Origin of the sequence: Parasedimentitalea denitrificans (assembly GCF_011813015.1) — a bacterium.
GTDB classification, from domain to species: domain Bacteria; phylum Pseudomonadota; class Alphaproteobacteria; order Rhodobacterales; family Rhodobacteraceae; genus Parasedimentitalea; species Parasedimentitalea denitrificans.
The window spans coordinates 480,019-501,625 of sequence record NZ_QHLQ01000001.1 but is presented as its reverse complement, the minus strand read 5'-3'; the positions used below and the strand labels follow the sequence as shown (position 1 = coordinate 501,625).

The window sequence follows — 21,607 nt, the reverse complement described above, 5'->3', positions numbered from 1 at the left end:
GTGGTCATGTCAAGGGCGCAGCGCGCAATGAGTGAAAAAACAGCACCAGCTTCGATCGAAGAATTTGACGCGCGGTTGCGTGAGATATCCGGCACATTGCCCAAGCGGCTTCAGCAATGTGCCGAGTTTGTCTCGGCCAATACCGATCGCATCGCAGTGTCAACCGTGGCCGAGCTTGCAGCCGCTGCCGATGTGCAGCCGTCAGCCCTTATGCGGTTTTGCAAGATGCTAGGGTTCAAAGGGTATTCAGGTCTGCAACGATTGTTCCGGGATGCCTATTCGCAGCAATGGCCGGATTATTCGACACGGCTTGCCACGCTACGCGCCCAGTCTGACAGTGCGCCATCCGCTTTGTTGGCTGAGTTTGTGGAAACAGGGCGGCTTGCGCTAGAGGACCTTGTTGGCAATGTGGACCCAGCGGTATTGGATCAGGCTGTAGCGGTGCTGGCGAAGGCACGTCTGGTACATGTGGCGGGGTACAGACGGGCGTTTCCAGTGGCCAGTTACCTGTCCTATGCTTTTGAAAAGATGGAATGCCCGTCGATGCTGCATGACGGGACGGGGCAGTTGAACCAACGCCATAGCATCAGTCCTGATGATGCAGTTATCGCGGTTTCCTTTGCACCTTATACGGCTCAGACTGTGTCTTTGGTCGATCATGCAAATGACTTGGGGTGCCCGGTTGTTGTGTTGACAGACACGGCCATGAGCCCATTCGACGGCGACAATGTCAGTGTCATCACGGTCAAAGATGCAGACGTGGCGGGGTTTAGGTCGCTGACGTCTACAATGTCTTTGGCGATGACAATTGCTGTGTCCGTGGGCAGAATGCGCGGGGTGTGAAAGAAAAATATTGAATATGTCGAAAATGGAATTAATATTCCATTGTGCGCCGCGGATTCTCCCGTGATAGGCGTGCCTAAGCGACGGATGATGAAGCGATGAAAACCCTAGATCTTATCACAATCGGCCGATCCTCGGTGGATCTGTACGGCGCGCAAGTGGGGGGACGGCTTGAAGATATGCGGTCGTTCGACAAGTATATCGGCGGCTCTCCAACCAATATCGCGGCAGGCACTGCGCGTTTGGGGTTGAAATCAGCGCTGATCACCCGGGTTGGCGATGAGCACATGGGGCGGTTCATTCGCGAAGAGCTACAGCGCGAGAATGTTGATGTTACTGCAGTCAAAACTGACCCCGAGCGTCTGACTGCGCTGGTTCTACTGGGCATCCGCGACAAAGAGCAATTTCCGCTGATCTTCTATCGTGAGAACTGCGCCGACATGGCGATTGCCGAAGACGACATTGATCCTGATTTTATCGCCTCGGCGCGGTGTGTCTGTGCAACGGGAACGCATCTGAGCAACCCAAAAGTCGAAGCCGCCACCAAGAAGGCCATTCACTTGGCCCGTGAAAACGGCGCGCTAACAGCGTTGGATATTGATTACCGGCCCAATCTGTGGGGTGTTGCTGGGCACGGAGAGGGCGAAAGCCGCTTTGTGGAATCCGAAGCAGTGACCGCCAAGCTGCAGTCGACGGTGGGCCTGTTTGATCTGATCGTTGGCACCGAAGAAGAGTTTCATATCGCAGGCGGCACAACCGATACCCTTGCAGCCCTGCGCGCCGTGCGGGCAGTGAGCGACGCTGTGTTGGTTTGCAAACGTGGCCCGATGGGTGCGGTTGCCTTTGAAGGGGATATTCCTGATGCGCTGGACGATGGTCTATCAGGCGAAGGCTTTCCGATTGAAGTATTCAACGTGCTAGGTGCGGGTGATGGGTTCATGTCAGGCCTCCTCAAGGGCTGGCTGACAGGTGAAGACTGGCCCACATCGCTGAAATTCGCCAATGCCTGCGGCGCCTTTGCAGTCAGTCGCCATGGCTGTACACCCGCCTATCCCAGCGAGGCAGAGCTGGAATTTTTCCTGCAGCGCGGCGTGGATACACCAGCGCTGCGCAAAGATGCCGAGCTGAACCAGATCCATTGGGCCACCACCCGTCATGGTCAGCGTGATGACATGAAGGTCTTTGCCTTTGACCACCGGATCCAACTAGAGGACATGGCAGATGCAGCTGGAGTTGATCATGCCAAGATTGGAGCGTTCAAAACGCTGTGTCTGAAGGCGGCAACGCAGGTTGCGGATGGGCGTGATGGCTATGGCATTCTGTGTGACAGACGACTTGGACAAGATGCACTGTTTCAGGCCGTAGGGCAGGGGCTGTGGATTGGTCGGCCGGTAGAACTTCCCGGGTCGCGCCCCTTGCGGACCGAGGCTGAGATTGGTCCAGACTTTGGTGGCCTATCCGAATGGCCTTCCGATCATGTAGTCAAGGTCCTGTGCTTTTATCACCCGGATGATACCGATGCTGTACGGGCTGATCAGGAAGACACCGTGCGCCGCTTGTTCCATGCCTGCCGTCGCAACCGACTGGAGTTTTTGCTAGAGGTGATCCCATCCAAAGCGGGTGAGGTTTCAGATCAGACAACGGCAGATGTGATCCAGCGGTTCTATGATCTTGGCGTTTATCCTGACTGGTGGAAGCTGGAACCTCTCAAGACACCAAAGGCTTGGGACCTGACGGTTTCCGCTATTGAAGGCAATGATCCGCACTGCCGGGGTGTTGTGGTGCTGGGGCTGGATGCGCCGTCGGCCGAGCTGGCAGCGAGTTTTGAATTGGCGGCTCGGCATGATCTTGTCAAAGGGTTCGCCGTGGGCCGCACAATATTTGGCGATACCGCGCGCAGTTGGCTTGCTGATCAGGTTACTGACCAGCAGGCGGTAGACCAGATGGCACGGAACTATGCTGCCCTGTGCGAGGTGTGGGACCACGCACGCGGTAATACAAAGGGATCTGAGGTATGAGTACCATTCGACTGACCGCCGCGCAGGCCATGGTCAAATACATCGAAAACCAGCTGAACGAAGATGGTGACCGGTTTATCGAAGGCATCTGGGCGATCTTTGGTCACGGCAATGTCGCTGGATTGGGTGAGGCCCTGCAAGAGGCTAAAGACCGCCTGCCAACCTATCGTGGCCATAATGAACAGACGATGGCCCACACCGCGATTGCCTATGCAAAACAGTTGCGGCGTCGGCGTGCTATGGCTGTGACCTCGTCCATTGGGCCTGGGGCTACAAATTTACTGACGGCGGCCGCTCTGGCCCACGTGAACCGGTTGCCGGTTTTACTAGTACCTGGCGATGTGTTTGCCAGCCGTGGGCCAGATCCGGTTCTGCAGCAGATCGAAAGCTTTGAGGACGGGACGGTATCGGCCAATGACGGGTTCCGTCCTTACAGCCGCTATTTTGATCGGATCACGCGCCCCGAGCAGCTGCTGACGGCTCTGCCGCGTGCGTTTCGAGCAATGACCGATCCAGCGGATTGCGGTCCGGCGACCTTGTCGTTCTGTCAGGACGTGCAGGCCGAAGCCTATGATTGGCCAGTGTCATTCTTTGAGCCGAAGACCTGGACTATACGACGACCGGTGATTGATCATATCGAATTGGACGCAGCGGTTACGGCCATTCAACAGGCCAAGAACCCGGTGATCATCGCGGGTGGTGGCGTTCATTACTCTGGTGCCTGCGAGGCGCTGCGGGCATTTGCCAATATCCACAACATTCCCGTCGTGGAAACGCAGGCCGGAAAATCGGCGTTGGCTTGGGATGATCCCATGGCCTATGGCGCGGTGGGTGTGACTGGCGCGGGTTGTGCGAATGCACTGTGCGAAGCTGCGGACGTGGTGATTGGCGTTGGTACAAGGTTTCAGGACTTTACCACCGGCAGCTGGGCTTTGTTCAAGAACCCCGATTGCAAGCTGCTGGCGCTGAACATTCAGCCTTATGACACGATCAAACATGGAGCCCTGTCCTTGGTGGGCGATGCTCTCTTTGGCCTTGTGGCGCTGTCAGAAGGTTTGGGAGAATACGGCGGTCCTGAACTTGCAACTTCACTGAAGGATGATTGGTATCGAGGTGTTGACCAGGTGACTGGTGCGCCCCTATCCAGCGATAGCCTGCCCACAGACATGCAGGTGATTGGAGCGGTGCAGCGGGCCTCAAACGACAATACGACGGTCATGAGCGCGGCCGGCACCATGCCCGGAGAGCTGCACAAGCTTTGGAAGGCCTCAGGCCCCGGGGCCTATCATATGGAATATGGCTATTCCTGCATGGGGTACGAAGTTGCCGGCGCTATGGGCATCAAGCTGGCCGACGCCTCGCGTGATGTGATCTGCATGGTAGGGGATGGGTCTTATATGATGGCCAACTCTGAATTGGCGACGGCCGTGTCCATGGGCGTTGATTTCACCATCGTACTAACCGACAATCGTGGCTTTGGCTGCATCAACCGGTTGCAGATGGGCACCGGTGGGGCCGAGTTCAACAACATGCTAGACCACACCCGGCATCAGGTTCCGTCAGCCATCGACTTTGTCAAACACGCTGACTCCATGGGAGGCAAAGCGCAAAAGGTCGGCACCATTGCTGAGCTTGAAGCGGCATTGGCCGAACGAGATCAACCAGGGGTCAAGGTGATTGTCATCGATACAGATCCATACCCATCGACCCAAGAGGGCGGTTATTGGTGGGATGTTGCGGTGCCCGAGGTGTCGCAGCGAGAAGAGGTCAACGCGGCCCGTGCGAGCTATGAGGCAGCGATTATGGAAAGAAACGAGCAATGATAAAATTTGGCACTAACCCAATTGCCTGGTCCAATGATGATGACCAGACGCTGGGAGCAGACATCTCGTTGGAACAATGCCTAAGCGAGACTGCCGAGATCGGGTTTGACGGGATCGAAAAGGGGCACAAGCTGCCAACAGATCATGCTGTTCTTAAGGGCACTCTGTCAGACAAGGGGCTTGTTCTGGTTTCGGGCTGGCACTCGCTGAACCTGCTGACACATTCGGTCGAGGACGAAAAGCGCGCGATCCAGCCACATCTGAACTTGCTAAAGTCGCAGGGCTGCCAGGTGGTGATCGTCTGTGAAACCTCAAACGCCATTCATGGCGATGAAGATACGCCGATTTCAAAAAGCCCGGTTTTGGCGGATGAGGCTTGGCAGAAGTTTGGCTCGGATGTCGAAGAGATCGCCGAGTTCTGCGCCGCGCAGGGTCTGACGTTGGTCTATCATCACCATATGGGCACCATCGTGGAAACGCCCGATGAAATTGACCGTTTCATGGAAGTCACCGGTCCAGCGACCAAGCTTTTGTTTGATACCGGGCATTGCTACTTTGGAGGTGGCAACCCGGACAAGGTGATGGCCAAACATGTCGACAGGGTAGCGCATATCCATGCCAAGAACGTCCGTCCGGCCGTCATGGTAGACGTCAAGGTTGAGGGGCTATCCTTCTTAGAAGGCGTGCGCCGTGGCGTGTTTACTGTTCCCGGAGATGATGAGGGCGGCGTAGAGTTTGTGCCGGTCCTGAAATCTGCCGCTCAGGTTGGATACGAAGGCTGGCTGGTGATTGAAGCAGAGCAAGATCCGGCGGTTCGCAACCCGTTTGAGTATCAGTCTTTGGGGCTGAAGTCGTTGAAGGAAATGGCTGTGGAAGCCGGGTTTGGAGGAGAGACTAATGGCTGATCTGTTACGTAAGCCAGTTGCTACGACTGGCAAAGTGCACGATATCTCTCCTGAAGATGCGGGTTGGACTTATGTCGGGTTCCAACTTCACCGCATGAAAGCTGGCGACAAAGTGTCCGAGGTTACGGGCGGTCGCGAGGCAATTCTGGTGCTGGTGGAAGGCAAGGCTGCGATCACGGCTTCGGGCCAGGATTTCGGTGAGATGGGCGATCGGATGTCTGTGTTTGAACGCACGCCACCTCATTGCCTGTATGTGCCAAATGACAGTGACTGGTCTGCAACTGCCACGACCGAGTGCACCCTTGCTGTGTGTACCGCACCGGGGGCAGGCAATCATCAGGCTCAAAAACTCGGCCCCGAGGGGATTGAAACCACTCCACGCGGCAAGGGTGCAAACACACGCTACATCAACAACATCGCCATGGAAGGCCGTGATGTGGCCGACAGCTTGCTGGTCACCGAGGTGTTCACACCGCAGGGGAACTGGTCATCATATCCGTCGCATCGCCATGACGAAGATAACTTCCCTGAAATGACCTATCTGGAAGAGACCTATTACCACCGCCTGAACCCAGAAAGCGGGTTTGGGGTGCAGCGTGTCTATACCGAGGATGGTGAGCTGGATGAGACCATGGCGGTGAAAAATGGTGATGTGGTTTTGGTGCCCAAGGGGCATCACCCCTGCGGTGCACCATATGGCTATGAAATGTATTATCTCAATGTGATGGCAGGCCCGCTACGGAAGTGGCGATTCCAAAACGACCCTGATCACGATTGGATTTATCAGCGTGATGCAACCTAACATAGAACGTTAGGAGTGAATTCAGCTGGTGCAACGCTGTGCACCAGCGCGCTTGTATGAAGATCGTGGAACTGAGTTTCGTTTATTTTTGAGGTTATGACAAAGAATATAGAAGTGCGTCTAATGTTGCACAGGTGTGCAAAAATTCTTGACACAAAGTCAAGCACAAGGCGAAGATGGATAAACCGGCCCAGCAGCACCGAATCTGGTCTGTTGGCGCAAACGGGAGGGGCGCAGGTGCAAAGTGCCTGTGTGAGGGAGTGAATGATAAAAGAGCAAGTATCACCCGAAGAAGTAGGGCGCTGGATGCGTCTGCGCTACCGGCTTAAGATTGGCTGGCGCGAGCCGACGGCAGCGATTGGCTTATTCCTAGTTCTGCTGTTCGGTTATCTGATCGTCGTGCCTATCGCGAGTCTACTGTTTGACTCGGTACAGGTTCAATTTGGTGATGTCCGCCGCGCAAAGGCTGATCTGGGCGAGCTGACCTGGTACTATTTTGACCGAGCGCTGTTCTCACCGGTGTCAAAAATCCTGTTCTGGGAACCTCTGCGTCATACGCTGAGCGTTTCATTCGGCGCTATCCTGGTGTCGCTGTCAGTCGGGGGGGTATTGGCCTGGCTACTTAGCCGGACTGATATGTTCGGGCGTCGCTGGTTTGCGACAGCCCTGATCGTTCCCTACATGCTGCCCTCGTGGACCTTTGCGCTGGCTTGGCGCACCTTGTTCAAGAACCGTACTGTTGGCGGACAAGCTGGCTGGTTCGAAAACATGGGCTGGACGCCCCCAGATTGGTTGGCCTACGGGCAATTGCCAATCACCATCATTCTGGCACTGCACTATACGCCCTTTGTTATTTTGTTGTTCGGCAATGCGCTGCGCCGCTTTGACTCGCAGTTAGAGGATTCTGCCCGAATCCTTGGGGCAGGGCCTCGTACCGTTGCGTGGCAAATCATACTGCCACTGATGCTGCCTGCGCTGATGTCGGCCACAGTTCTGATTTTTGCTAAATGTCTGGGTGAATTCGGCGTGTCTTATGTGCTGGGCTTGCCGGTGAACTATGATGTGCTTGCCACTTCGCTGTATCGCAGTATTGCCTCGCGGCAAACCGGCGTGGCGGCGGTTCTGGCTGGCGCAATCATGTTGATTGGTATTGTCTCCCTGTTGATTGACGCCCGTTTGGTTCGAGAGTCCCGCAAGTTTGTCACCGTTGGTGGCAAAGGATCCATGAACCGCCAGACGGCACTCGGGAAGTTCCGGATGCCAGCAACTGCGCTGGCTGGCCTGATCTTCTTCCTGAGCGTTGGCCTGCCGCTGATGACCCTGCTGTTGTCGACAATCATGCAAGTGCCCGGTCAGTTTGCCCTGTCAAACTTCACGCTGGACTACTGGATTGGCTCTAACCTTGAAACCGTCGGCCTGAGTAGCGGCATCTTGCTATCGTCAGAACTTTGGTCTGCCATGTGGAACACGCTGCGCATTGTCGGTTTTGCCTCGATCTGCTCGGGCATCATGGGAATTCTGGTCGGCTATGTCGTAGTGCGTTCACCCATCAAGGGGGTGTCAATCTTCCTGCGCCAGGTGACGTTCTTTCCCTACCTAGTTCCGGGCATCGCCTTCGCCGCCGCCTATCTGTCGTTGTTCGCGGTAGAACGCGGACCGATCCCGGCACTGTATGGAACTGCGGCGATCCTGATCTTGGCGCTTATGGCGGACCAGATGCCCTATGCCTCGCGCGCCGGTATCTCTGCTATGATGCAACTGGGTAAAGACCCGGAGGAGGCTGCGCAGGTGGCTGGGGCAGGATGGTTCCGCCGTATGGTGACCATTGTGATCCCGATCCAAAAGGGTGCGCTGGTGGCCGGTGTGCTGTTGCCCTTCATCTCGGGCATTCGCGGGCTCAGTCTGTTTGTTATCCTTGCGATCCCAAGCACTGATGTTCTGACGACCTTCTCGCTGCGCTTGCTCGACTACAACTACACCCAAGCTGCAAACGCCGTTGTTCTAATGATCTCGGCCATAGCCTACTTCGGCACCCTAGCTGCCCAAAGGCTGACCAAAACAAACCTCGCTGATGGATTGGGAGGCTGACATGCCAAATATCACGCTGAAACACGTCAACAAAAGCTATGACAAGAACGCCACCAACGCGGTGTCAGACCTGAACCTGGAAATCGGGGATGGAGAGTTCATGTGCCTGCTGGGGCCTTCTGGCTGCGGCAAGACCACGACACTGCGGATGATTGCAGGGTTGGAGAACCTGACCGGCGGTGAGATCGCGGTTGGTGACCGCGTCATCGATTCCATCGGTAAGGGCGTGTTTGTACCGCCAGAACAGCGAGGCATGGGATTGGTGTTCCAGTCCTACGCGTTGTGGCCGCACCTGACGATCGAGAAGAACACCGACTTTGGTCTGCGTCTGCGCAAGGTTCCCAAGGCGGAGCGCGAAGAGCGGGTCAACCTTGTGATGAAAAAGCTGGGGATCGAGCAATATCGCGACCGTTATCCGTCGCAACTGTCCGGGGGGCAGCAACAACGTGTGGCGCTGGCCCGAATGTTGGCGGTGAACCCAGAGGTGTTGTTGCTGGACGAACCTCTGTCCAATCTAGATGCGCGCCTGCGCTTGGAAATGCGGACCGAGCTAAAGCGTATTCACGGTGAGTTTGGCACCACAATTGTCTTTGTAACCCACGACCAGTGGGAGGCGATGACGCTGGCGACCAGCATTGCGGTGATGCATGACGGCACCCTGCAACAGGTCGGCACGCCCAATGATATCTACGACCGCCCCGCCAACCGTTTTGTGGCTGAATTTGTTGGTAGTCCGCCGATCAACATCATTGACCAGTCGCCTGGCAATTCGCGTATTACAGATGCTTCACGGCAGTATCTAAAAGAGTATTTCCCTGCGATTTCCGGTGCAGATTCACTCGGCCTTCGCCCCGAGAACATCAAGCTTGCCAGTCAAATCTCGGACGTTCCGGCAGATCATTTTGCCGAAGAGGCGTTTGTAGCTGCCATCCTGCCAACTGGCGGCAGCTGGATCATCGAAGTGATGGTCGATGATCACAAGCTGTTCCTGACAGTAAACGAACCCCCGCAGGTAAGCGTGGGCCAACAGGTCTGGTTCCATACCTCGCCTGCATTCATGCATTTGTTCGATAGCGATGACCAACGGTTGACCGCTGCGGATGATGTTATCGCTGAATTCTGTGCAGCAGGGGAGAGCTGCGCGCCTTCAGCGGCAAAAGCGTCATAACCAAAGGTGATGACGACTAAAAAACAGTGGAGGAGACTGAAATGACACTATCAATTAAAATCCCGTCATGGGCGAGTAAGGCCAAGGCGACCTGTGCGGCGGCGGGACTTGTTGTCGGTGGTGCAATGTCGCCAGCGATGGCAGAAGATTTCGACCTTGAGGCGCTGATTGCAGCCGCCAAAGGCGAGGGTCCAATCACGATCTACGCCAGCACCGGCAAAATCAAGAAAGCCGCTAAGGCCTTTACCGAGATGTATGGCATTGAGGCTGTTGGCAGCAAGGTTAAGGGCGCTGCTCAGATCGACCTGGTGGTGCGCGAAGCACAGTCTGGTAACACAGTGGGTGACGTGATCATTTCCAGCGACGCTGGCGCGACTTTGGCGCAGCTACTGGGATCGGATATGGTCAGCAGCTGGACACCGCCAGATTTGGCCGGTGACATTGATGAACTGTCTCAGGATCCGCTGGTAGTTTGGCGTGACCCATCGGTCTGGAGCTTTAACAGCGAAAACACTGATACTTGCCCAGTCGCCAATATTTGGGAACTGACCGGTGATGACTGGAACCGCCGCGTTGCCATGCCGGATCCGTTGCACAAGCCTTCCATTCCTGACTGGTTCAACCAGATGGAAATGCATTTTGATGATGACGTTGCCGCAGCCTACAAGGCGCATTTTGGCAGCGATCTTGATACCAGCAGCAAGTCTGCAACCGCCCAATGGGTCGAAGCCCTTGCTGGCAACGCTCCGCTGTTGACCGACAGCGACGGGGATGTGGCTGATGCCGTTGGCACGCCGGGTCAGGCTGAACCATTCTTTGGCATCATGTCGTCAGCCAAGTACCGCGATACGGTTGATGGTGGTCTGACCATGTCGATCTGTCAGGATATCCAGCCTTACATGGGCTTTTACAAGCCGGGCTTTGGCCTGATCTCAAACGGTAGCAAAAGCCCAAATGCTGCCAAGCTGTTCCTGCACTTCATGATGACCGAAGCGGGCGTTGGACCGATGGTTCGTGACGGTAAAATGTCAGGCAACAGCGCGATTGCTCCACACCCCGAGGAGCCATCGGGTGTTGTTCAGCTGCGTGATCGTCTGACACCACACGTGGCTGAAACAGGCGCTGACGATTTTGACATGCGTCAGGATTGGCAGGACCTGTGGCGTATCAGCTATAACCGCTAACTTACTTGGCCCGGGAGTGTCCCGGGCCAAAACACTCTCTCGAAGAAAAGTACCATAATGTCAGCACCCCAAGTTGATCCCAAGTATTCGACGCATTTGCGCAGCATCGCGCAAAAGGTGGCCCATTCTGTTCATGAACCGCTGATCAAGGCGTTTCGGTCCAGCATGGACCTGTCCTACAAGGCAGATCGCCGCGATATCGTGACCGAGCATGACAAAGCCGCCGAAGTGGTTATTGTCGATCAGTTGCTGACGATGGTGCCGGACTCGCAAGTGGTCGGTGAAGAGGGCGGAGCGCAGGGGCAAGGTGACCTAAAGTGGTTTGTTGACCCGATAGATGGCACCGCCAATTTTGCCTGCGGGCTACCATCATGGTGTGTGTCCATTGGCGCGGTTCTGGATGATGAAATCATCGCGGGCGCGATCTGGGACCCGATGGGCGGCAACATGTTCAGCGCCGACACCTCGGGGGCCTATCTGGGTGATAATCTTCTGAAAACCCAAGCTATGCCGGATCAGGCCGACGCCACTTTGCTGGCCAGTTACCCATCGGCACGCGACTTAGCGGCCGATGGTAAAGACGTGGCTCTGGACCGGTTTGGGCGCCTGATGGAGGACTTCTCAGGTGTGCGCCGCAATGGCAGCGCTGCACTGGGAATTGCTCATGTAGCTGTGGGCTGGGCAGACGGGGCGATTGGGGTTGGTATCAACCCCTGGGACGTTGCGGCGGCGATAATGATCTTGGAGAAATCCGGAGGCATATACCACCCCATTAATTGGGACGCTGAAAAACGCTCCCGCCCAGCATTTGAAGCCCCTGGCTATGCTGCGATTGGTGCCGGTGGGAATTACCCGACGCTTTTGACCATCGCGGACGAAATTGAAAACAATCGATCAAGCGCTAAACGCTGATCGACTAAGATAATAGGTTTTAGAATGAAGAGTTCCGCCCAAGTTCGTATGTCAGATGTCGATCTAGATGCGCGCGCCGAAGCCTGCCGTAAGTTGATAAAAGCGGCGGGAGCGCTTGCTGGTAAGGCGTTCGATGAGCGACCGGCCGGCGCCTTTGAAATGAAGGGCCCACAGGATTTTCTGACCGAAACTGATCTGGCTGTTGAAAAACTCATTCGAAGCGAGATTGAAGCTCAGTTTCCATCTGATGGTTTCTTAGGTGAGGAAACCGGCGGTGTGGTTGAAGGCGACTATTGGGTTGTCGATCCAATAGACGGCACTGCTAATTTTGCACGCGGTATTCCTCATTACTGTGTGGCAATTGCCTTTGTGTCAGCTGGCGAAGTTCAGATCGGCGCGATCTATAACCCCTCGTTTGACGAGTTATATTTTGCGCGTAAAGGCCAGGGTGCCTACCGCAATGAAAGCAAAATCTCGGTTTCTCGGATTGCCCGGGCCGATGAATCCAGCATAGAAATTGGTTGGTCTAACCGTCTGCCAAACCAGCAGTACTATGACATCATCCATCAGCTGTTCGATGACGGTGCAAATGTGCGCAGGGCCTCATCTGGGGCGCTGGGTTTGGCCTATGTCGCCGAAGGTCGGTCTGACGGTTATGCCGAATTGCATATGAATGCCTGGGATTGTCTCGCCGGATTTTTGCTGGTGCAGGAAGCAGGTGGCGTAATCGGTGGGTTTCCGGAAACAGCCGAATTGTACCAGGGGGGCAAGGTTTTAGCCGCAACGCCAGGAATTTCTGACTTGCTGGCCAAGGCCAGCGGTATCCCGGTCATTAAATAACTAGGGTTTGGCCCCCATCCGTACCGACTGACGCCAAACCGGTTCAGTCGGAAAGCGGGTGGGTCCTTCGCCCAAGTCGGGGTCAAGTCGAGAACTAAGCAGGTCGCGAATGTGGACCGCAATATCCTCAACCGGTTGGCGGAAGGTCGTCAAATTATATGAAGACCAGCTAGACTGATCAATGTCATCAAAGCCAATCACACAAAGGTCTTCGGGAATGCGGCGCCCAAATTCATGACGTGCGACATCCATGAAGCCACAGGCCAGAAGATCGGTTAGACAAAAGGCTCCATCCGGGGGATTGCTGCCACTGAATAACTGGCGTGCTGTTTCGGCGCCAGTTTCATAGGATGTCATACCTACGGTTTTTAGGGTGGCTTCAATGCCGTGGTCTTTTGCTTCTTGCAGGAACGCCTGTTCGCGCGCGACCAGACTGGGTGTTCCTGCCTTGGAGGACACGGCTACAATATTGTGACAGCCTGCGCGATGCAGCATGTGAAACGCCTCGCGGGCGGCAACGCGGTTGGTCACAACGATGCTTTCGACACCGGATTGCATTTTGTCGCGATTAACAACGATGACCCGCTGCCCATTGTTCAGACATGTTTGGATAAGCGCGTCATCAGGTTGCCCCGACAGGACAAGGGTGGCATCCGCGCGATAGCGTATGGTCTGCGCCAGCGCATCGCGCACCTCACTATCACCCGATGAGTTCACCACCATCGTCACCTTGTGGATAGCCTGAAGCTCGCGGGTTAGGGCATCGATAAATCGCGATTGATAGGGGGTGTAGATATCGGCCCCAACGATACAGACAATATTGCTCTGCTCGTTTATCAATCCGCGTGCCAGTTCGTTGACGTGATACCCAAGACTATCTGCGGCTTTGATGACTTTGCTACGGGTGGTCGGCGAAACCGATGCGCCCTTGGTGAAAGTGCGTGACACAGCCGAACGAGAAACCCCAGCCAGATCAGCGACTTGTTGAGCGCTAACAAATGACGTCCCGGTTTTCTTTTTCATTCGCCTGCCTTTCACGAGGTTCTACATGGTATGCTGCGGGAAGAGTTTTTATTCAACAAATTTAGAATGATCCGTTGATACCTGCGGTATAATTTCATCAAAAATCGGTTACGTAAAAGCATCATTGCACACCTGTGCAAAAAATGAAACACTCACTGAAAGCTATATCCCAGGCGCGAGTGACCAATAGGGAAAATAAAAGGATGCATGATGACTAAGAAGACTCCTGTATATGATCGGCCGGATATCAGCCTGATTGCCGAAGGCGTCGGCCCGGACAAGGTTGCCCTATATATCGGTGGCGCCGATGGAGCGCGCAATGTCGACTTGTTGGCGAAAACCGGCATCACCACAGTCGTCAATTGTGCAGTCAATTTGGATATCAACTATGTCTCTGACCCGTTGTTGGCCGAAGAGGGCGCCAAATGCGCATCAGGCCCAGCACCGGTGCGCACCTATAAGATCGGCATGGTCGATGGCGCAGGTAATCCGGAAAAACTGATCCTAGCCGGATACTACATTTTAGAGGGTGCATTGGAGCAGACCTGGCCCGATAAACCGTCGTACCCACGTCGCGAGCGGGGCAATATCTTGGTGCATTGTAGGGGAGGGCGGAGCCGTTCGGTTGCTGTTGTCGCGTTGTATTTGCACCAAAACCACCCCGAAACCTATCCAACACTCTATGATGCGATCCGCGTAATTCGTGATAGGCGCGAGTTGCGTCCGGACGAGTGGCACGAAACGCCAAAACCCATGCTCACCGAAGCCGCATTGCGTGCCTCTAAGGCCATTGAGCTACTGGATGCTGCCAAGGCGGATATTGCTGCGGTGACCTACGATGCCGCCCAAGATGTGTAGCGATAGATTTAGGGCGGGTATCAATTCAGATGCCCGCCTTTTCGCCGACTTCGCCGTTTGACGCCAACGTTGTTCCAAGTTGGTTCCTGCATTCGCTAGGTAATGTCAAAGCGGTGGTGAATCCCAGTCAAATTACATTAGAAATCAAGTCGGACTACCTGTTGAGGGCTTTCCAACCCTTTTAGCTCAAGCTCTGCGGTATTCTCGTTATCACAATCAAGCTTGGCTTCAGACGCGGCTTCGATGCTAACCAAGGCTTGTCCGGCGTCTGCAGCGGCAGACAATCGAGCGACGAGATTTACATTCTGGCCAAAAACACCGACGCCTTGCATATTTCCACCGGCTGCCGTCACCGTGCATATGTAAACCGACCCTGTATGCACCCCAATCCCAACGGAGAGTGTTTGATCCGTGCCCACGATCTTTAGGGATTGTTTCAGAATTTCGCGCGCCGTTGCTATGCCTTTTTCAGCGTGGTCTTGCCCCGTGAACCCCGGCGGGAAAACCGCAACAACTGAATCGCCTTGGAACTCGAGGATGAAACCGTTGTTTGCCGCGATGATCTCGCTGGTGATTTCACGCATCTGATTGACAGTATCGGCGTACAGCTTTGGTGAAATCTTGCCCGACAGGTCAACCGAACCCCGAATGTCGAGGATGAGCACGGTCATAAGAACCTCAGCCCCGCCGGGAAATGCCTGCAGGAATGAATCGCATTTGTTGCAATAATGGGGGTTGCGATCCGAAGGCATGGTGCCTGAAAGGCGCACAAAGAAGCCGCCGAAACCAGCAAATGGTGCATAGCACAATTTGCAGCGGGGGTCGTTTGGCCAACTCAGGAAGCGTCTCTGCTTCTTGACAAGAACTGGGTGTCCTTCGCCGAACACCTGTTTCCAAAGCTCTTCATGCCCTGTCTGTTTGTCTGCATCATTCATCCTTGAACCCGTCCTTTATATTCGAGGATAGCCTCGCATCTGCCCAGTATTCCTTGGGGGTGGCTGGCATGAACATCATTTGGTCAGGACTGTTCGACGTGGTCACTGACGGATCGAGTTCTGGTATCGTCGATGGGCTGCTAGCGACTTGTGGGCCAAAGACATATGTGTACCCAGCTACGACCTCATAGGGCTGTCCTATTCCGCGATACAGGACTTCGATCTTGCCATCATGTTTGAAAGGGCGGACCTGTGGTATATCTGGCTTTTTCTTCTTTGTTGCATTTCGCAACTTGATTGCCGGAACGCTCACTGAGACGCCGGCCTTCAGCAACGGCGCATCCAGCCAGTTTGGGGCGTGTTTGAGCGTCATAATATGATCATAGTCGGGACCAAATGCAGGAGCGTCAAACGGGCCACTTGCCAGATGCGCGGTTTGCCAATGTGTCATATGCGCTTCATTGCCGTCTCCCCAGACATAGTAATTGGCAAATTTCGGCAAAATTTCCTGGTGGTTGAATGGGCGAAATTGAACGACACGTTTGACTGTCACCTCAAATTCAACGTCATTTAGGGGTTTGACAATCGAAGGAGCCCAGGGAAAGAAATGTTCGTTCTCTTCCTCCTCTGGTAACAATTTGTCCAACGGGAACAGGCCCATGAATATATTCGCCCGAAAACTGGCTATCGACCCGCCGCCGATCTCGGGCACCATAAATAAATCGGACTCAGCATTGCACAGAACAAATGCCATCTCGGGCCAGGTTTGTCTCAGATCACGATAGATCTTCCTCACCTCTTCAGGAAGCTCCAGCTCCAAAATCATCTGATATTTGTGTTCTTCATGATGATATTGCGTCATATGGACGCCAAAAATCGTGTCACGTCCAACCAAAACCAGAGCGTGCTGGTGGCGCATGTTGGTCACAAATTTTGGCTTGTTCAAATTGAGCGCAGTGTTTGAATAGTCATCATTCTCGTGACAGGCCCCATGCTCCATGAACTCACTCCTTTTTCAGCGCAGAAACAAACTTATCCAGGTTCGCCCAGTCCGTGACGCCTGATTACCTTTTGGGCGGCTTTCTCAGCGGCCCGAGATAGTACTTTCATCAATTCTGGCAGCATGTTTCCGTTCTCGGATTTTTTGTTGTGCATGGTTTCGGTCAGCCATGGATTCTGCGTTGTTGAAATCAGATAGACCAAACCCATTCCTTTGCTAGGTGTGACGCCACAACGCTGTGCGTAGTGATCAACAAAATCCTGGCCAAACGTGTCGGGAGAAAACTCTGATGACGTTACAAACATCTCTGCGTTGGGAACATGTCCGCCGTTATAGGACTGTATGCTAAGTTGCTGAAATATATCCAGGTTCATGTCATTCATCAGCTGCAAGTCAGAATTTTCACCTTCGGCAGTTCTGAAATTGAACGCATAGGTCACGATACTCTGATCTGACCCGGACTCGCGGAATAGTTCGAACACCTCTGGACGGCTTTCGAAAACACTCAGCAGTTGCGAATTGGATCGTGGCGCGACAGATCTAGCAAGGATGTGTTTTTGTTCTTCGATCTCAAACGGCGTACCGCCAGCCTTTTCCGCCGGCAGTCTTTGCAGCGGAGTGACCGTAACAGTTGGATGCTCAGCCGCGAGCTGAAAGAGTGAGGCGTACAGCCGTTTACTGTTGAAAATGCAACGTCCCAACAGCCGACCATATCCCGATTGATCAGTGCGGATGACACTATGGGACAACCAGACAGCCGCCGCAGCAGCCCCTGGTTTCGATCCTTCAATGCCATAGACACCAGTCGTTGGGTCTACCCCGCCGTGATAAACTACAGGTGCGGTGAACGCGATGAGATCTCTAGTTGCGCCATTCCTATAGCACAGCGCACCGGCTGGGTATGGGATGAAACCAGCCTTGTGAGGGTCAACAGTGATGGTATCAGCGTGTTGCAAGGCTCTGTACTGGCGTCGCACATAGTCACTCATGTGCATCCCCACTGCCAGCCCGTCATAGGTAAACAAGTCTTGCTTTGCATCCGATCCAGCGGGGACAAGGTTCGTTAGATTGTGACTTGATGGCGAACCCGCAGAGTCTTCAGGATTGGCCAAGGGTTCGCGCAACATCGAAGCGAAATACCCGCCCCAAGCCGCATCCGCATGAACCGAAAATTCCATCCCTAGCTGACGATACTCTTCCCGGATTTTCAGGATGTCATGCAGCGGGTCAACGGCACTTTCCTCGGTGGTGCCGATGACAGCAACAACTTGCATGACTGGTTGTCGTTCAGCCAAGCATTTGTCCAACTGCCTGCGTAGCGCAACCATATCCATCCGGGCATCCAGATCCACCGCGACAACCCGCATCGACTGACGCCCCAGACCAACCAAGGCCATGCCCTTGGGCCAGGAATAATGCGCAGGTGAGGGGGCCATGATGACGGGGGCGGGGACGTCCGGCAAAAATCTGCGGTGGAATTCCACCAATCCAAGTGACTGCACCGAATAGTTGCCAAGGACCTCTGTCAGAGCCTCCGGGCTGATGCCCATTGTTTTGCATATCCGAGGCGCAAGGCCGACAACTTCGTCAAGTGGTAGGTTCAGCAACTGCCAGTTATCCAGCGCCAGAAACCGGCTGCGTTTGCCATCAAGGAGTTGAACGGTAAGGTTCGATGCACACGCCAGTGAAGGCTCGTTGCGCAGGGCTTCTGCGAATGCAATGGGCAAGTACTTGGCATTTCGCGCCGCCCAGATGCTTTCTGCGTTGGCAACTGATCCATCACAGCAGATATGGCCCCATGGCTTCAGCGCACCATCGGCCACTTCATCCTGCGTTGGAAGAGAATAACCAAGCATGCGACACAGGTCGTCACAGACCTTGATCTCCAGCATCGTGGTAACCGGCGAAGCTTCTGCCGCGACATTGTTTTGGTTAAAGAGCAATGCCGCGATGTACCCAATCACGCCCGGAAGAGACACGTCCCAGTACATGTGTGATTGGTTTCGATAACTGGCCAACGGGATAGAGCCCTTGAGGTGACCCAGTAACTCATTCAGGCGGTTCTCCAAAAGCGCCTGTGACTGATCAAACGCTTCTCTTTTCTCGCCAGCCATTTCGTTAAGGTCGAAAATAGGCGGGTCATTTTTGGCATATTCTTGGCGGTAGGAGTAATTGCCATGCAGCGCCATTTCCACCAATCGGGACATCCATGTGCTGTTCTCAGCATTTGGTCCCAGAAACCAGGTTTCCGGTACATTTGACCCAGGTCGGTTCAAACCTAGTTCCCCGGACCTGTCACGAAGGTGAAACTGTCCTAATTCCTTTAAAAGAGCATCATTCAAGGGGGCGCGGGTCATAAAACTCTACCAGAAGTATAGTTAAAACAAGTAGCGCGGATGACGGTAGTGAAATTATTACGACTTGTCTAGGTCGTTAGAATACCATCAAAAAGCGACTTGGTTTTGAATGACAATCCTCCTTTAAATCAATGATAATACTCTAGTTTCCCAAAATTAAAACCCGTCATTGTCAATGGTGAAGGGCGTGGAGCAACCCTATCTTGTCCAGCCCAGGACTGCACCCAATGCGACCAAACACAGACCGCAGCTTAAATCGGCGCGGCTTTTCATCTGAGGCTTCGCCAGCAGGAAGTGGGCAAAGCCAGCAAGAAAAGCGTAGCCGACAAGGCAAGCTATGCCGACACAAGCTGCCGTAACCATCAGGACGGATGACTGCGCAAACAGGCTCCTGTCAGGATCAATAAAGCTTGGCAGCAAAGCGACATAAAAGGCCATTGCTTTAGGGTTGCTTAGACCTGTTGCAAACCCCAATGCAGCGGCGCGATCTGGCCGGGCCGCTTTCGGGTCGGCCGATGTAAAAGAGATCGCAATTTTCTGCAGGCCCAAGGCAAAAACGCAAACCACCCCGGTCCACTTCAACACAGAAAACGTCTGCGGATAGCTCGCCAAGAGCAAGGATATCCCGAACATAGAGCCGACAAGCAATATGGTGTCGCCGGCAACGTCACCAAGCGCGCACTTAATTGCTGCAGGGCGCCCATTGGTCAATGCCTGAGAGGTCACCATGAACACACTGGGGCCGGGGATAACAGTTATCGCAAAGTAGGTGGCAACAAAGGAGATCCATATATCGAAGGGCATAGTTTGGTCCAATCAGGGGAAGCAGGTGCAACCTGCACGTCTGAACGAACTATGAATGGCGCCCGGCACCGGATATGTAATCTACTTTACAAAGCCCCCCATTCGGTTTCATAGGCCACTTTTTTTATACCCTCGTGGTCCAGTATTCTGATGTGTCCTCGGCCAGTCTCAATCAGCCCGCGGCTTTTCCAAACAGCCAGAATATTTGCCACCGCCTCGCGGGTCGCACCAGAATGTTCAGCTAATTCCACCTGACTAAAGAACAGTCTGTCACGTTGATCTGGCAGTTTTCCGGACAGATGAAGAATGCGCCTAGCCAAGCGCATGTTGAGGGGAAGAAAAGTAAATGTTTCCAACTGCGAACTGACCCACTGAAACCGCTTGATCGCCAGCTTCATAAGCTCAATTGCCACGTCAGGCTTCCGGCGCATCAAATCAAATAGATCTTCGGTTTGAAATTTCGCAATAACGCTGCTTTCAAGCGCTGAGACTGAAGCGGTGCGCAGACCGCCATCGCTCAGGGCGTTCTCACCAAACAGCTCGCCAGGGCGCAGAATATTGAGTGACAGTTTCTTGCCCGCTTCGGACACGGCACTGACCTCGAGCGTACCTGCCTGGACAACGTAAACCGCGTTGGCCTCATCTCCTTGGTGAAAAAGGAACTGGTTGGCCTTGAGGCAAACCTCTGTTTGGACCTCTGCGAGTTCATGCTGCACTTGGTTTGAGAGACTGGTGAAAAAACCGCCTTGCTCCGGTGCTTGCTTTACGTCCGGGTCGAACATCTAGCACTTCCCGCCAAATGAATGAGAAATGACCCAATAGTTCCACATAGTTCTTCCACTCCGTTTTCGTTCATACTCTGCCCCGTTTATTTTGTACTGTGTAATCTATTTTACATACCGCGCCTCTCAGATGGCAAATATCAACGTTACATTTGCTTGGTCGTTCCTGATGAGGCTTGGGCAAATGGGTCTTGGTTTGGCGCACATGCAGGGGTTTCCCAGTTGAATAGGTTGTATTTGTTGGCACCTACATGCGGTCAGGCCAAGACCAGAATTCAAAAAGACAAATGCGATATGCGGCGTTGAAGAAGCCATTGTATGGGCGCTGCGATTGCGTTGCCAAAATTTGGGCCACAACTGATGCTGGAAATATCCCCACTCAATACTTCGCTACTTGTTCACGCAGGGTTGGCTTTCTACATCGTTGGGTTAATCACCCGAGATGATCTCTGGCTTAGGATTTACATACTGGTCGGATCTGGGTGCTATATTGTCTACTATTTTCTGATTAGCTCTGGGCCGTTGTGGGATGCAATCGCTGCCACTTCAGTTATTGCAGCTGTTAACATCGTAATGATCTTTAGGCTTCTTTGGGAAAGATCACTATTTGGCCTCTCCCCAAAATATGTGGTGAGCATGGAGGATTTCCCCAGCCTTAATCCTGGCCAAGTACGCGCCCTTATCAGATTGGCCGTACAAAAAGAGGCGGCTGAAGATCTGCATCTGACGATTAAGAACGAAGTTCCCAAACATCTGTTTTATTTGCTTTCCGGGGAAACTGTCCTTTCGGTTGAAGAGGGGGAATATGCTCTCGAAGCTCGCAAGTTTGTTGGTGAAATTTCTTTTCTACGTGATCAGCCTGCGTCGGCAGACGTTATCTCAAGGAAGGGTAGTATCTACTTGTCTTGGGATCGAGCCAGCCTAAAGAAAGCACTCAATAAATCCCCACGTTTATCGAATTCACTGATTGCCCATTTTAATGCCGAAATGGCCGAAAAACTTGCCAGGGCTGTTCCAGAGGCCAGCAGTCTCCGCAACAGGTAGAAAAGACCGCCCTGCGACTATGGTGGGCAAAGCCAACGAGTAAATGATGATTGGGTGGGTGCGCCGTTGATGCGCAAGACGTGCTTTCGATGCCTTGACGTGAAATAAATTTCACCATTTGATATTTTTTGAACAGTTCGTTGACCGAACTTATTTTGCCTCCTACCAATCAGGTGTGAAGTTTCTTGCGGTATCTGAAATAAATACCGCAACCCGGCACA

18 protein-coding genes are annotated in these 21,607 nt (G+C 53.8%); 12 read left to right on the top strand and 6 right to left on the bottom strand.

Annotated features, from left to right (window positions below):
* Window positions 1–27 precede the first annotated feature (27 nt).
* From DL239_RS02390 to DL239_RS02345, 10 genes are all read left to right on the top strand, one after another.
* Window positions 28–843, top strand: a complete 816-nt coding sequence (locus DL239_RS02390) for a MurR/RpiR family transcriptional regulator (protein ID WP_167681851.1) — start codon at window positions 28–30, stop codon at window positions 841–843.
* A gap of 98 nt (window positions 844–941) precedes the next feature.
* Window positions 942–2,861, top strand: a complete 1,920-nt coding sequence (locus DL239_RS02385; protein ID WP_167681849.1) for a bifunctional 5-dehydro-2-deoxygluconokinase/5-dehydro-2-deoxyphosphogluconate aldolase — start codon at window positions 942–944, stop codon at window positions 2,859–2,861.
* On the top strand, window positions 2,858–4,684 hold the full coding sequence (iolD, locus tag DL239_RS02380; protein WP_167681847.1) for a 3D-(3,5/4)-trihydroxycyclohexane-1,2-dione acylhydrolase (decyclizing): 1,827 nt from the start codon (window positions 2,858–2,860) through the stop codon (window positions 4,682–4,684). The genes DL239_RS02385 and iolD overlap by 4 nt, the downstream gene beginning before the upstream one ends.
* A complete protein-coding gene (gene iolE / locus DL239_RS02375; protein WP_167681845.1) occupies window positions 4,681–5,589 on the top strand; it encodes a myo-inosose-2 dehydratase in 909 nt (302 codons plus the stop codon). The genes iolD and iolE overlap by 4 nt, the downstream gene beginning before the upstream one ends.
* Window positions 5,582–6,391 carry a 5-deoxy-glucuronate isomerase gene (gene iolB, locus DL239_RS02370; protein WP_167681843.1) on the top strand — a complete coding sequence of 270 codons (810 nt, stop codon included), beginning with the start codon at window positions 5,582–5,584 and terminating at the stop codon, window positions 6,389–6,391. Before iolE ends, iolB begins: the two co-directional genes overlap by 8 nt.
* A gap of 264 nt (window positions 6,392–6,655) precedes the next feature.
* Entirely contained in the window at window positions 6,656–8,479 is a 1,824-nt protein-coding gene (locus DL239_RS02365; protein WP_167681841.1) for an ABC transporter permease, read from the top strand.
* A 1-nt stretch (window position 8,480) separates the two neighbouring features.
* On the top strand, window positions 8,481–9,647 hold the full coding sequence (locus DL239_RS02360; protein ID WP_167681839.1) for an ABC transporter ATP-binding protein: 1,167 nt from the start codon (window positions 8,481–8,483) through the stop codon (window positions 9,645–9,647).
* Window positions 9,648–9,688: 41 nt separating this feature from the next.
* Window positions 9,689–10,831 (top strand): ABC transporter substrate-binding protein, encoded by a 1,143-nt coding sequence (locus DL239_RS02355; RefSeq protein WP_167681837.1) that lies wholly within the window; start codon window positions 9,689–9,691, stop codon window positions 10,829–10,831.
* Between the two features lie 57 nt (window positions 10,832–10,888).
* A complete protein-coding gene (locus DL239_RS02350) occupies window positions 10,889–11,743 on the top strand; it encodes an inositol monophosphatase family protein (protein ID WP_167681835.1) in 855 nt (284 codons plus the stop codon).
* A 24-nt stretch (window positions 11,744–11,767) separates the two neighbouring features.
* Window positions 11,768–12,583 carry an inositol monophosphatase family protein gene (locus tag DL239_RS02345; RefSeq protein ID WP_206188306.1) on the top strand — a complete coding sequence of 272 codons (816 nt, stop codon included), beginning with the start codon at window positions 11,768–11,770 and terminating at the stop codon, window positions 12,581–12,583.
* Here the strand turns inward: DL239_RS02345 and DL239_RS02340 are convergent, their stop codons facing one another.
* Window positions 12,584–13,606 (bottom strand): LacI family DNA-binding transcriptional regulator, encoded by a 1,023-nt coding sequence (locus tag DL239_RS02340; RefSeq protein WP_167681833.1) that lies wholly within the window; start codon window positions 13,604–13,606, stop codon window positions 12,584–12,586.
* A 210-nt stretch (window positions 13,607–13,816) separates the two neighbouring features.
* On the opposite strand from DL239_RS02340, the gene DL239_RS02335 reads away from it, so the two are divergent.
* Window positions 13,817–14,464 carry a dual specificity protein phosphatase family protein gene (locus DL239_RS02335; protein WP_167681831.1) on the top strand — a complete coding sequence of 216 codons (648 nt, stop codon included), beginning with the start codon at window positions 13,817–13,819 and terminating at the stop codon, window positions 14,462–14,464.
* A 137-nt stretch (window positions 14,465–14,601) separates the two neighbouring features.
* On the opposite strand, the gene DL239_RS02330 is transcribed toward DL239_RS02335, so the two are convergent.
* The 5 genes from DL239_RS02330 to DL239_RS02310 all read right to left on the bottom strand — a co-directional run bounded on the left by DL239_RS02330 (window position 14,602) and on the right by DL239_RS02310 (window position 20,342).
* Entirely contained in the window at window positions 14,602–15,399 is a 798-nt protein-coding gene (locus tag DL239_RS02330) for an adenylate/guanylate cyclase domain-containing protein (RefSeq protein WP_167681829.1), read from the bottom strand.
* Complete coding sequence (locus DL239_RS02325) at window positions 15,392–16,399, bottom strand: hypothetical protein (protein ID WP_167681827.1); 1,008 nt, start codon at window positions 16,397–16,399, stop codon at window positions 15,392–15,394. Before DL239_RS02325 ends, DL239_RS02330 begins: the two co-directional genes overlap by 8 nt.
* Before the next feature lie 32 nt (window positions 16,400–16,431).
* Window positions 16,432–18,606, bottom strand: a complete 2,175-nt coding sequence (locus DL239_RS02320) for a pyridoxal phosphate-dependent decarboxylase family protein (protein ID WP_206188304.1) — start codon at window positions 18,604–18,606, stop codon at window positions 16,432–16,434.
* A gap of 348 nt (window positions 18,607–18,954) precedes the next feature.
* Window positions 18,955–19,560, bottom strand: a complete 606-nt coding sequence (locus DL239_RS02315; RefSeq protein WP_167681824.1) for a LysE family translocator — start codon at window positions 19,558–19,560, stop codon at window positions 18,955–18,957.
* An 86-nt stretch (window positions 19,561–19,646) separates the two neighbouring features.
* Window positions 19,647–20,342, bottom strand: coding sequence for a Crp/Fnr family transcriptional regulator (locus DL239_RS02310; protein WP_167681822.1), 696 nt, complete (start codon window positions 20,340–20,342; stop codon window positions 19,647–19,649).
* A 318-nt stretch (window positions 20,343–20,660) separates the two neighbouring features.
* Between DL239_RS02310 and DL239_RS02305 the strand changes: the two genes are divergently transcribed.
* A complete protein-coding gene (locus DL239_RS02305) occupies window positions 20,661–21,386 on the top strand; it encodes a cyclic nucleotide-binding domain-containing protein (protein WP_167681820.1) in 726 nt (241 codons plus the stop codon).
* Window positions 21,387–21,607 lie beyond the last annotated feature (221 nt).